This window comes from Phocaeicola paurosaccharolyticus JCM 15092 (assembly GCF_000613805.1).
Classification (GTDB): domain Bacteria; phylum Bacteroidota; class Bacteroidia; order Bacteroidales; family Bacteroidaceae; genus Phocaeicola; species Phocaeicola paurosaccharolyticus.
Window position 1 is genome coordinate 1 of sequence record NZ_BAJR01000047.1, and the last position, 13,251, is coordinate 13,251.

General features: G+C 36.4%; 8 protein-coding genes and 1 pseudogene. 5 read left to right on the plus strand and 4 right to left on the minus strand.

Annotated features, from left to right (window positions below; all coding sequences use genetic code 11):
• Positions 1-195: 195 nt before the first annotated feature.
• The 3 genes from JCM15092_RS13545 to JCM15092_RS13555 are packed head-to-tail and all read right to left on the minus strand — an operon-like array spanning position 196 to position 5,897.
• A complete protein-coding gene (locus JCM15092_RS13545; protein ID WP_024995116.1) occupies positions 196-1,557 on the minus strand; it encodes a TolC family protein in 1,362 nt (453 codons plus the stop codon).
• A gap of 15 nt (positions 1,558-1,572) precedes the next feature.
• Entirely contained in the window at positions 1,573-4,761 is a 3,189-nt protein-coding gene (locus tag JCM15092_RS13550) for an efflux RND transporter permease subunit (protein WP_024995117.1), read from the minus strand.
• A gap of 32 nt (positions 4,762-4,793) precedes the next feature.
• Entirely contained in the window at positions 4,794-5,897 is a 1,104-nt protein-coding gene (locus JCM15092_RS13555; RefSeq protein ID WP_024995118.1) for an efflux RND transporter periplasmic adaptor subunit, read from the minus strand.
• A 250-nt stretch (positions 5,898-6,147) separates the two neighbouring features.
• Here JCM15092_RS13555 and JCM15092_RS16285 point away from each other — a divergent pair, with 250 nt between their 5' ends.
• Positions 6,148-7,077 (plus strand): helix-turn-helix domain-containing protein, encoded by a 930-nt coding sequence (locus tag JCM15092_RS16285; RefSeq protein WP_235782379.1) that lies wholly within the window; start codon positions 6,148-6,150, stop codon positions 7,075-7,077.
• A gap of 65 nt (positions 7,078-7,142) precedes the next feature.
• Positions 7,143-7,982 (plus strand): deoxyribonuclease IV, encoded by an 840-nt coding sequence (nfo, locus tag JCM15092_RS13565; protein ID WP_024995119.1) that lies wholly within the window; start codon positions 7,143-7,145, stop codon positions 7,980-7,982.
• Between the two features lie 92 nt (positions 7,983-8,074).
• Here the strand turns inward: nfo and JCM15092_RS16290 are convergent.
• Positions 8,075-9,441: pseudogene (locus JCM15092_RS16290) on the minus strand (TrpB-like pyridoxal phosphate-dependent enzyme).
• Between the two features lie 330 nt (positions 9,442-9,771).
• Here JCM15092_RS16290 and JCM15092_RS13575 point away from each other — a divergent pair.
• From JCM15092_RS13575 to JCM15092_RS13585, 3 genes are all read left to right on the plus strand, one after another.
• Positions 9,772-11,604: a TrkH family potassium uptake protein gene (locus JCM15092_RS13575; protein ID WP_024995120.1), complete on the plus strand. Its 1,833-nt coding sequence runs from the start codon at positions 9,772-9,774 to the stop codon at positions 11,602-11,604.
• 9 nt (positions 11,605-11,613) lie between these two features.
• The gene (locus tag JCM15092_RS13580) at positions 11,614-12,303 is read left to right on the plus strand and encodes a potassium channel family protein (protein ID WP_024995121.1); all 690 of its coding nucleotides are present in this window, start codon (positions 11,614-11,616) and stop codon (positions 12,301-12,303) included.
• A 181-nt stretch (positions 12,304-12,484) separates the two neighbouring features.
• Positions 12,485-13,036 carry a DUF4738 domain-containing protein gene (locus JCM15092_RS13585; protein WP_024995122.1) on the plus strand — a complete coding sequence of 184 codons (552 nt, stop codon included), beginning with the start codon at positions 12,485-12,487 and terminating at the stop codon, positions 13,034-13,036.
• Positions 13,037-13,251: the final 215 nt, after the last annotated feature.

A 13,251-nucleotide genomic window follows, 5' to 3' on the forward strand; every position in this document is an offset into this window, starting at 1 on the left:
TATAAATAAGAAAATTCATTAACCCATATCTTAAAGTTACTGTATTGTACATAACACAGTCAAGTCTCATAAAAAGATAATCTTCTTATTTCCGTATTATAAATATATATTATTAGTAAAAGATAAGGTGTATCAATAACTCTATATTATTATGAATTATGATACACCTTGATTTTTTCAAAGAGAATAAACAAACTAACTTTGTCCACCTCCCAATGCTCTATATAGGTTGATAATACTCTGTATCTCTATAAATCTGTTAGCAGTCTGCGATAACTGAGCAGACAACAGACTCTGACGAGCTACCAACACCTCTAGATAATTTGTTGTACCATGTTCCATGAGCATAGTAGTACTATCAAGAGCCTTTTGCAGTGATGAAATCTGTTTTTCATACAATTCTCTCTTCTGATTGCTTGTCTGATATGCGGTCAATGCATTATTCACTTCACTTCCAGCTTTTAGCAATGTCTGTTGAAAAGATAGAGCTGCTTCTTCCTGTTTAGCTTTAGCAATCTTATATTGAGCTACCAGTTTGCCCTTTGCAAAAAGTGGCTGAGTCAATGAAGCTACTGCTGAAGCTAGAAACTTTGACGGATTAATGATCATACTTCCGGCTGAGTTAGTCCATCCTGCACTACCACTAAGTGTTATAGATGGATAGAAAGCCGAACGCGCCTGATTTGTTCCATAAAAAGCAGCCTCCAGAGAGCGTTCTGCTACACGTACATCAGGACGATTTGAAAGTATTTGTACAGGAATACCCACTGATAGATTATCTGTAAACTTCTGTCCGGCTAATCTTCCACGTTCATAATTTCTAGGAGTCTCAGCAAGTAACAAAGACATACTGTTCTCTACCTGGTTTATCTGCTCCTTAAGGTCAAGAACAGATGTCTGTACACTATAAAGTGTTGCCTCCATCTGTGCAACTCCAACTTCATTATACTGTCCGGCATTCATCAGTGCTTTTGCTGAAGCTACACTCTCCTGCCATGCCTTTTCTGTCTCTTGAGTTAATTCAAGCTGCTCATCAAGCATAAGCAAGGTATAGTATGTATTTGCAATAGACGAAATAAGTTGTGTACGTACTGCCTGTTGATAATCCTTATTCTGCGCATATACAGCTTTTGCCTGTTTTTTTGCATTACGTAAATTGCCAAAAATATCAATCTCCCAACTTGCTACAGCAGGTAGACTATAAGTCTGAGTTGCTTTTGAGTTATCAAAGCTTGATATAGTCCCTTGTGGAGAGAGTGCAAAAGATGGCAGATATGCCAACTTAGCCGACATAAGTGCAGCTTTAGCCTCATCAACACGTAGCTGAGCTGATAAATAATCTGTATTGTTCTTTAGACCTATTTCAATAGTCTGTTGCAATATGGTATCAGTAAAAAGCTCATGCCAGTCAAGTTTACCCAATCCCACACTATCTTCTATTACCACATTCTCACCATACAGGTTATCAGGAACTGTTGTCTGCTGGTTATATTTGGTATATACTCCGCAACTGCTAAGTAAAGCTGTTGCGGTTGTCAGTAATAATATTTTCTTCATATATTATCCTTTTTTCTACTCTTGATTAAAAGAACTTTGTTCTGCCAAACTCTTCTCATGTTCTAATTCTACTTGAACATCAGCGTCATGGTGCATAGGCTTACGTATCTTCTCCTGCAGATATTCAAATATTATATAGAATACCGGCACAATGAAAACCAATGCCAGTGTACCCACAAGCAATCCACCAACCACACCTGTACCAAGTGAACTGTTTCCGTTAGCACCGGCTCCAGTAGAGAACATCAGTGGTAGCATACCGAATATCATTGTCATTACAGTCATCATTATAGGACGAAGACGAACTTGGGCTGCAGTATATGCCGATTCAACAATTCCCATACCTTTTCGACGACGTTCAATAGCAAATTCTGTGATAAGGATAGCCGTCTTAGCCAACAGACCTATCAGCATGATAACACCCGTCTGCAGATATATATTATTCTCCAATCCAAAGAACTTAGCGAAGAGGAAAGACCCCATTAAGCCAAAAGGAACAGAGAGGATGACTGCAAATGGAACCAAGAAACTCTCATAGAGACATGCCAATATCAGATATATAAGTAGTATACATACAGAGTAAATAAATAGTGTCTTTGCACCTCCACTACTTGACTCTTCACGTGCCATACCACCATATTCATAACTATATCCTGTTGGAAGTGATTTTTTCGAAACCTCTTCGATAACCTTTTGAACTTCACCTGTAGAATATCCCTTTGCAGGGTTAACATTAGCAGTTATTGAGCTGTAAAGATTGAAACGGTCGGATGACTCTGCCCCTTGAACACGTTTTAATGTTACAAACTGACTAAGTGGTGCCATTTGATTTCCGTTGCGCACAAACATGTTATTGAGTGAATTCTCATCCAAACGATATTCAGGGGAAGCCTGCATCATAACACGATACACCTTGCCAAACTGATTATAATTACTAATATAAGCGCCACCACAATAATTGCCCAATACACTTACAACTTCCGCTGGAGAAATACCTGCCATCTTACATTTAGCAGCATCAACATCCACAGAAATCTGAGGGAAGTTCATTGCATAAGATGTATAGGCCATTGCTATTTCCGGACGTTGATTAAGAGCACCCAGGAACTGCATTGTATTAGTATAGAATGTTGTTTTATCACCACCGGAAAGGTCTTGTAAGTTAAGTTCTATTGAGTTACCCATACCATAGCCAGGGATCATACCAGGCTGAATACAGAAGACTTGTGCCTCCTTTATTGTACTGAATTGAGCATTTAGTTTTGCCACTACAGCATCTGCCGAACTCTCATCGCTTTTTCTCTCTTTCCAATCCTTAAGACGTACAATAACTGTTCCATAAGAGGTTCCTTGACCAGCCAATAGTCCATAACCGGAAACACGAGTATAATGTGCCACTTCAGGAGTATTTTTCAATATGGCCTCCATTTTATCCACCACAACATTTGTCTCCTTGAGTGTATTTCCAGGTGATGTGCTGACATTGATCATCAATACTCCCTGATCCTCTTGTGGAACAAGTCCTGTTTTTGTTGTAGACATAAGGAATGCCAATAACGCAATTGATGCTATTGTACCAGCCCACACCATCCAACGATGTTTAATAAAGAAGAGAACTCCTTTTTTATATTTATTGAAAACGGCATTGAATGAAGCATTATATGCTGCTCGTACTCGCCCGTTAATACTTTTAGCACTCTTTGTTCCATCGGATGGACGCATCAGCAGAGCACACAAAGCAGGACAAAGTGTCAATGAAGAGACTAAAGATAGACCTACAGCAGTAGCCATTGTCACACCAAACTGAGTATAAAATACGCCGGAAGTTCCACCCATAAATGTTACAGGTATAAACACCGCCATAAATACACAAGTACAAGAAACAATTGCCATTGTTACATCACCCATAGCATCTTTGGCTGCTAAATATGAAGATTTATATCCTGCATCGAACTTAGTCTGCACAGCCTCTACTACAACAATGGCATCATCGACCACCGTACCAATTGCCAATACCAGAGCGAATAGCGTAAGGATATTAATACTGAAACCGGCAATCATAAGACAGGCAAAAGTACCTACTAATGATACAATAATTGATATTGATGGAATTAATGTACTCTTAAAGTCCTGCAAGAAGAAATATACCACAAGAATTACCAGAAGTATAGCCTCAACCAAAGTCTCTACAACATTATCTATAGAAGCAAAAAGAAAGTCATTGGAACTCATCATATTAACAAATTCCACACCCTTAGGCAGATCTTTCTCCATCTCTTTCATCAGTTCAGACATAGATTTATTTACATCTGTCGCATTAGTTCCTGGAGTTTGGTTTGCAATAAACATTACTGCAGGTTTGCCATCCATACTACTGTTGAAACTATAAGACATAGTGCCTAACTTAACATCTGCAACATCTTTCAAGCGAAGAACTGAACCATCATCCTGAGCTCTGACCACTGTATTTTGGAACTCTTCAACACTCTTCAGTCGTCCACGATATTTCATAGTAAACTGGTATGTATTCTTAGAGTTCTCTCCAAGTGATCCTGTAGGGGCTTCAATGTTCTGTTCTCCCAACACTGCAGTAATATCGCTAGGAATCAGTCCATATTGTGCCATTCGCTCTGGTTTGAGCCAGATACGCATACTATATGTATCACCAAGCATCATTATATCTCCAACACCTTCAATACGCTTTATTCTTGGAATAATGTTTATATCCAGATAGTTAGCTAGGAATGTTTGATCATATTCTCCATTATTACAAGCCAAAGCATTTATCTGCAAGAAGCTGGTCTGACGTTTCTGTGTTGTCACTCCGACCTTAGTAACTTCGGCAGGTAACAATCCCTGCGCTTTAGAGACGCGGTTCTGAACATTTACAGCAGCCATATCAGGATCAGTGCCCTGCTTAAAATATATCTGTATAGTAGCACTTCCGGAATTTGTTGCAGTTGAAGTAATATACATCATATTCTCAACTCCATTTATACTCTCTTCCAGTGGCATGACAACGCTATTCATTACAGCATCAGCATCAGCACCTGTGTAATATGCAGATACAGAAACAGTAGGTGGTGCAATATCAGGATATTGCTCAACTGGTAATGTAAAGAGCGAAATCAATCCTACCGCCAAAGTTAATATGGAGATAGAGATTGCCATTACCGGTCTCTTTATAAATACATTTCCTTTCATATTTTAATCTTATATAATGATTAATGTATTACTCATTTTACTTTTGTTCCCTCACGTACTAATCCTGCACCCTGAGAGATAATCTCCTCACCAGGCTTAAGTCCGTCAAGAACAACTAATTCACGACCGTCGTTTATCTCAGCTACAGTAATAAGAGAAGAGACAGCTTTACCGTCAACTACTTTATATACAAGAGTCTTATCCTGCATCCTCACTGTTGCACTTTGAGGTATTATAATGCACTGTTTAAATGTGCTTGGAACAAGTACTGTACCCGAGACACCACTATGAAGTAAGCGAGAGTCATTAGGAAAAACAGCACGTGCAGTTACACTGCCGGTCTTAATGTCAACAACTCCGCTTATTGACTCAATCTTTCCTTTCTTGTCATAAATAGAGTTATCATTCAGACGAAGTTGAACCTCAGGCATATTTTTCAAAGCATCATCCATGCTTCCATATTCACGAGTAAGATTAAGTAACTGATTCTCTGTCATTGAGAAGTATACATACATATCAGAATTATCAGAAACAGTAGTAAGAGATTGAGCCATACTTGGACCAACCAAAGCTCCCGCACGGAAAGGCAGTGCTCCCACTACACCGTTACAAGGACTTTTCACCACTGTATATGATAAATTATTTTTTGCATTAAGCTCTTGTGCTTCTGCTTGAGATAATTGCGCTTTAGCCATGAGATAGCTATTTTTGGCAGTTAGTAAAGCGTGCTGAGAAATAACTTTCTTTGCAAAGAGTTCCTTGCTGCTGTTATAACTTAACTCAGAATTTGCAAGTGCTGCCTTTGCTGCCTCTACATTAGCAGAAGCAGTCTTCAATGCTGCTTTATATGGTACTTGGTCAATAATAAATAGTGATTTCCCTTTAGTTACCTTCTCTCCCTCCGAAACACAAAGCCTTTCAATTCTTCCGGATACTTGAGGATAAATATCTATATCCTGACGACCTCTTACTGTTGCTGAATAAGATGTTGACAAATCCTTATCACCCAATGCCACCTTCATTGTAGCATAGTTTGTACCTATTTCTGTTTTTGGAACTTCTTTACAAGAGATTAAACACAATGTAAAGCCTACAATGGTCATAAGCCGTACAAATTTTCCGTTTGTTGTTATCATAATCTGAATTGTTTTATAAAATTGAGCGCAAAAGTATATTATTGATAAACATAAGTATTAGCCAATATCACCCATTGTGTGTCCTATTTTCTACCAAAATCTGAATAGTATGAAAAATAAGATAAACAGAACAGTCAAAAGGACCTATAGAATGTCTTTATATTATCAGATTTTTCCAAATTTACGCAAAAATTTATGATAGAGAAAAATAAGACAATATATTATATACTAGTTAAAATAGAATATGTTTATGGAAAGTAATACGATAATGAATTTAAGGATAGAAGATTTCAAAAACAGTCCAGAACTTGCTGATTACATAGAGTATGTTGATAATCACTTTCTTTTAATAAACAATATGGAAGGCATAAGATCTAACAATAAAGCCATTAGGCTAGATTGTTTTCTTATCGCTATTTGTATTGAAGGAGATATACAAATAAATATCAATGACCAATCATATCATCTGCATGCTCATGACTCTCTATTATGTCTTCCTAATTCAATATTAAGGAGAATAAGTTGCGATAGTCATTATAAAGTTAATATATTAGGATTCTCGAACAGTTTCATACGTAATACCTTAAAGATAGAGAAACGCATTTTGGAAACAGGTATGCATATTTACAAAAACCCTATACTATCGGCAGAATTAATGAATGCAAATGACTATGAATACTTTAAGCATTATGCAGCGCTAATAGAATCAAATATAAAAGATGATTCTCACTGCTACCATAATGAGACTAAAAAGTATATATATTCTGCTCTTCTGTTCGATATTTTTGGATATATAAATAAGGATATTCCTGAAACTGAAAAGACTCAATATTCTCAGGAGAACATAAAAAGAGCTGACTATACATGCATTAAGTTTATGGAGTTACTATCGGAAGACAATGGCAAACACCGTTCCGTAAGCTATTTTGCTGACAAACTTTGCTATTCTCCAAAGTACTTCTCGAATATAATTAAGCAGACTTGTGGAAAAAATCCTCTTGTAATAATCAATGAGTATGCAATAAAACATATAAAAGATAAACTGAAATACTCAGAAAAGTCTATTAAAGAAATTTCCGAAGAGTTCAACTTTCCAAATCAGTCCTTTTTTGGTCGTTATGTCAAAGCACATATAGCATGTCGCCAGCTAAATACAAAAATACTAAAGAAGAGTAAATAAATTCCTATCAAACTATACATTACAATAAATAATTTAACTTTGTATATATTGAAAAACGTATAGATATGAAATATATAGGTGCACATGTAACAGCAAGTGGTGGTGTTGAGAACGCTCCTCTTAACGCATCACAGATTGGAGCAAATGCTTTTGCTCTATTTACAAAGAATCAGAGACAGTGGAAGAGTACTCCTCTTTCAGAAAAGAGTATTAAACTTTTCAAGAAGAATTGTGAGAAAAATAACCTTGATACAAAATACATACTTCCTCACGACAGCTACCTCATAAATTTGGGAAGTCCGGATGAAGAGGGATTGATGAAGAGCAGAGATGCATTTTTGGATGAGATGCAAAGATGCGAGCAGTTAGGAATAAACCTTCTTAACTTCCACCCAGGAAGTCACCTGAAGCAGATTACTGTTGAGGAGTGTCTGGACATAATTGCAGAGTCTATAAATATAACACTCTCGAAGACAAAAGGAGTGACTGCGGTTATTGAGAATACAGCAGGTCAGGGAACAAATGTTGGAAATGAGTTCTGGCATCTGAAACATATAATAGATAAGGTGGAAGATAAATCGCGAGTTGGAATATGTATTGATACTTGTCATACTTATTCTGCAGGATATGATTTAGTTGGAAACTATGAAAATGTATTCAAGGAGCTTGATGAGGTTGTAGGCCTTGATTATCTTAAAGCAATTCATCTAAACGATTCAAAGAAAGAGCTTGGAAGCCGAGTTGACCGTCATGAGAGTATTGGAAAGGGAACCTTAGGTATTGAGTTCTTCAAACGTTTCATGAAAGATAACCGCTTTGACAATATACCTATAGTACTTGAGACACCCGATGAGACAATCTGGGCTGACGAGATTAAGTTACTTCGAAGTTTCGAAACTGAATAATATGATATATCAATAAAATAGCCTTGAGAAATCTCAAGGCTATTTTTATCTTTCAGATCAGTCTTAATAAAACAGACTGAATAAAAATCTTATTATAAGAAATCTTTTATCTCATCAAGATTCTTCTGTATATCCTCATCTTTAAGATCATAGTTCATGAGGTTTCCAGCAAGATATTGATCATACGATGCCATGTCAATAAGTCCATGACCAGATAGGTTAAACAATATCACCTTCTCCTCACCACTCTCCTTGCACTTATTTGCCTCAGCAATTGCAGCAGCTATGGCATGGCAAGATTCAGGTGCAGGTATTATACCTTCTGCCTTAGCGAAAAGACATCCGGCATCGAATGATTCAAGTTGCTGTATATCTACTGCTTCCATCATTTTATCCTTAAGCAACTGTGAAACGATAGATCCGGCACCATGGTAACGTAATCCACCAGCGTGAATATTAGCAGGTTGGAAATTATGACCTAGTGTAAACATTGGGAAAAGAGGAGTATAACCAGCCTCATCACCAAAATCATACTGGAACTTGCCTCTTGTAAGCTTAGGACATGACGCTGGTTCAGCAGCAATGAATCTTGTCTTCTTACCATCCAATATATTATGACGCATAAATGGGAAAGCTATACCACCAAAGTTTGATCCACCTCCGAAACAGCCAATAACAATATCTGGATACTCTCCTGCATATCCATCTGCTTTTCAGCCTCAAGACCTATCACAGTCTGGTGAAGTGAAACGTGACTAAGCACAGATCCTAATGTATATTTACAGTTAGGAGTAGTTAGAGCAAGCTCTACAGCCTCAGAAATAGCTGTACCAAGTGAGCCCTGATTATTAGGATCACGAGTAATTATATCTTTACCTGCACGAGTAGACATAGAAGGAGATGGTGTAACCTGAGCACCGAAAGTCTGCATTATACTCTTACGATATGGCTTCTGCTCATAACTAACCTTTACCTGATATACAGCTGCTTCAATTCCGAATACTTTTGCTGCATATGATAGGGCTGCTCCCCATTGTCCTGCTCCAGTTTCAGTAGTGACATTTGTCACACCTTCCTGTTTACAGTAATATACCTGAGGAAGAGCAGAGTTAATTTTGTGAGAGCCAATAGGACTTACACTCTCATTTTTGAAATAGATGTGAGCCGGAGTTCCCAAAGCCTTTTCAAGACCATAAGCTCTTACTAAAGGTGTACTTCTATAGTACTTATATAGTTCTCTGACCTCTTCCGGAATCTCTATCCATGCATCGGTCATATTCAATTCCTGACGACTTGCTTCCTTAGAAAAGATAGGAAACAAATCTTCCGCAGTAAGTGGTTGTTTAGTCTTAGGGTTTAATAAAGGCATTGGCTTATTGACCATATCTGCCTGTATATTGTACCAATATTTAGGTATTTCGTCTTCTGGGAGAATAAATCGTTTTTGCTTAGTAGCCATTTCGTTACATTTTATTATTTCAAAAGCCAAATTTATGCATTTTATGATTATATCACTAATTTTTTTTATAAATTAGTTGAAATTTCTAATAAATCCATAAATTTGCAGCCGCAAACATAATAAGACAATAAGATTACTAATATAAGGATGATTATGGTTATATCAATACGATTGTATCTATTGTAATATATTAATTGCCTGCAATTTAATTCTTAGAATAATATAAATATCAACTGAATTAATATTTAATATTCTAGAAGAAAACGATCTATTAATTTGTTTATAACATATATAGTAAATCCAAGGTAAAAACAATAACGCATAATGCGTATGAAACTTATAGATAAACTTACCCCTTCGAATAAGAAAATAGCAAAATATTATATTAAGCAGATTCTTAACTCCGTAGACTTATTAACTTATATTATTTCAGCTATAACTCTTTTTGCCATAATCTATCAACATGGCTTTGTTATAAACGCTTACCAACACTCAGTACTAAATGGTATACTTACGCTTTCATGGATTGTTTTCCTATTCAACAGCGCCATTCATGCTATTTTAGATTCTAAATATGATAAGAAAGGCATAAGCATAATAAAATACATTCTGAGTATATCTCTATACCTTACTCTTATTCCGGTTATATTTAGTGAACCATCCGGTGAGAACATTATCCATTCATTATGGGCAATTCTACATAGTGAAATATATCTGGAAATGCTTATAGGATTGCTCTCTTTGCTCATGCTCTCGGCAGGCATTATGAAACTTCTTGGAAAAAGGACTAATCCATCATTAATCTTCGCATCAAGTTTCTTTATTTTCATAATGATAGGTGCATTATTGCTTATGCTACCTCGTTCAACCTATACAGGCATATCATTCATCGATGCTCTATTTATCTCTACCAGTGCAACATGTGTTACAGGACTAACATCGGTAGATGTAGCAACAACATTCACTCCAATGGGGCTCTCCATAATAATAGTGCTTATACAGATTGGAGGTTTAGGAGTGATGACCTTCACCTGTTTTTTTGCAATGTTCTTTATGGGAAATACATCGCTCTATTCCCAAATTATAGTACGCGACCTTATTAGTTCCGAGTCACTATCCTCCCTCTTTTCGACACTGATATACATTCTTGTTTTTACACTCTCCATAGAGGCGGCAGGGGCAATTATAATTTTCTTAGACATACACACCACGTTCCCGGGATACACCATTGATGATGAGATCGCATTTTCCATATTCCACTCCATTTCTGCTTTCTGTAATGCAGGTTTTTCTACTTTGCCAAACAATCTAGGAAACTATATGGTTATGCAGAACCACAATACATTTTTCATTACAATATCTTTACTAATTGTATTTGGAGGACTTGGTTTTCCTATTCTTGTTAATTTATACAACAGCGCCTGCTATGAATTAAAGCATCTTATGGCTAGGATACATAAGAGAAGCAACCCACCTACAAGAAAGGTTCATCTATACAACCTAAATACAAAGATTGTAATCATGATGACAATAATATTACTGGCTTTAGGTACAGCTACAATACTTATTCTAGAGTGGAACAATTCTTTTGCATCTCTTTCTGTAGAAGATAAGTTTGTACAGGCCTTCTTTAATGCCTCTCTTCCTAGAACAGCAGGATTTTCCAGCATATCTCCTACTCTGTTCAGCACGCCTACTATTCTTATAATTATAATACTTATGATGATAGGTGGTGGAACGCAGTCAACAGCAGGTGGTATTAAGGTAAATGTATTTGCAGTTGTTCTACTTAACATTCGCTCTTTTATATATGGTGATACTAGGGTTACAATATTCCACAGAGAGCTTACACACGATTCTGTGAAGCGTTCTAATGCTACCCTGATTTTCTATGCATTCATAGCATTCGCCGGACTCTTTCTACTTACCATATTTGAGCCGGAGATAGATGTACTATCACTCTTTTTCGAGTGTGTATCCGCTCTGAGTACTGTAGGATCAAGCCTTAACACAACAATGAAGCTGGGGGTTGACAGTAAAATTGTAGTAATAACATTAATGTTTGTAGGAAGAGTTGGGGTACTTACACTTCTATCAAGCATTATTAAACAGAGAAATAATTCATTCTATAAATATCCCAACGAAGATTTAATAATTAACTAAAGAGAAAAGATGAAATATATAATTATCGGACTTGGAAACTACGGTGGAGTTCTTGCTGAAGAACTTTCACTATTGGGAAACGAAGTAATAGGCGTTGACACCGATGAACATAGAGTAGAAATGCTCAAAGATAAGATTGCAGCCTCATTCATATTGGATGCAACAGAAGAGCAAGCTATGTCATTACTTCCACTTAAAGATGTTGATATAGTAATTGTAGCTATAGGTGAAGATCTAGGCTCATCTGTACGTGTTGTAGCACTACTAAAGAAGATGAAGGTTAAGCATATATACGCTCGTGCCGTAGATGAGATTCACTCCACAATTTTGGAAGCTTTTAATTTGGACTGCATACTTACTCCGGAGAAGGTGGCTGCGAGAAGCCTCTCACAAAGACTGGATTTGAAAGTTAATGTAGAGTCATTTAAAGTAGACGATGAACACTACGTACTAAAGTTCAAAGTACCATATCTTCTAGTTGGATACAAATTAAAGGATCTGCAATTTGAGTTCGAATATAATATAAAAATAATTGCCTTAATAGAGGGTGAGCATGGACTCAATAGTTTAGGTATGTCAGTAATAAAACATCAGATAGCTAGTTCTATAGACCAAGAGTATCAACTCATGGATAATGATGAACTTGTATGCTATGGATTATATAAGGATTTCATAAGATTTTGGAAATCTATCAAATAATTGATGTTTCCATTAAACCTTTAAAGCGAAAGAGAATCTAAACAAAGACAATTTAGTTTAGTTTTTAGTTTTCTCTTGGTAGCTGCCCAATGCGAATTGTGCAGCTATCGCTTTTTTATGGTATTAGTTTGCTTTTTGCCCGAGATTAATTTACTTTGCATTACAAATAATTTTTAATTTAATGAAGAATTTCTTTTTATTAATTGCTTCTGCCGCACTGATCTGTGGCTGTTCAGGTAAGAAAAGTGAGGAAAAAAACATTGATCAATTAATGTTCCAATTAGACAGCACTGCAACAGATTCTGGTATTCAAAAGATGCAAGCCTCTAATTCAGAGCAACAAATAAACGTAAATGGGAAAAGCTATAATCTATCTGTAAACAGAGCTCCAAGTGACTCTCTTCCAAAAGTGAAAACTGAAACCGGACTCTTCTGTGACAACAAAATAGCTGTTAGAATAATAAATAAATCAAACAACAGCATTATCTTCTCAAAAACATTCACAAAAAGGACTTTCGAAGAGTATCTTTCGGATGATTTTAAAAATAATGCAATACTTGAAGGTATAGTATTTGACTCTGAAAAAAGTAAATCAAATAAAACTATAACTTTGGCAGCAAGCATAAGCTTCCCGTTATCCGACTTATATATTCCATTTTCTATAAAAATAGCAAATGGAACAATATCAAGTATAAGTAAGGATGATAACTTTGACGACCTTCCACAAGAATAGAACTATTTCTGCTTAGACTTATAGTCGATTATTATAATAAAAAGATGTGTAAAGCTCATATTATTAGGCTTTACACATCTTTTTTTATCTTTCTTCAGGACTAAAAGATGAGACGGCGACGGCAACTCATCAGACGACGACGGCGAATGATCATTTGGCGACGACGACCGATCAGACGGCGACGCCAAATGATAAACTTTATGTGATTAATCTAC

Bases quoted from the DNA above. Each gene is read 5' to 3' on its own strand.
- JCM15092_RS13545 (WP_024995116.1), bottom strand. From the start codon at position 1,557: ATGAAGAAAATATTATTACTGACAACCGCAACAGCTTTACTTAGCAGT.
- JCM15092_RS13550 (WP_024995117.1), bottom strand. From the start codon at position 4,761: ATGAAAGGAAATGTATTTATAAAGAGACCGGTAATGGCAATCTCTATC.
- JCM15092_RS13555 (WP_024995118.1), bottom strand. From the start codon at position 5,897: ATGATAACAACAAACGGAAAATTTGTACGGCTTATGACCATTGTAGGC.
- JCM15092_RS16285 (WP_235782379.1), top strand. From the start codon at position 6,148: ATGGAAAGTAATACGATAATGAATTTAAGGATAGAAGATTTCAAAAAC.
- nfo (WP_024995119.1), top strand. From the start codon at position 7,143: ATGAAATATATAGGTGCACATGTAACAGCAAGTGGTGGTGTTGAGAAC.
- JCM15092_RS13575 (WP_024995120.1), top strand. From the start codon at position 9,772: ATGAAACTTATAGATAAACTTACCCCTTCGAATAAGAAAATAGCAAAA.
- JCM15092_RS13580 (WP_024995121.1), top strand. From the start codon at position 11,614: ATGAAATATATAATTATCGGACTTGGAAACTACGGTGGAGTTCTTGCT.
- JCM15092_RS13585 (WP_024995122.1), top strand. From the start codon at position 12,485: ATGAAGAATTTCTTTTTATTAATTGCTTCTGCCGCACTGATCTGTGGC.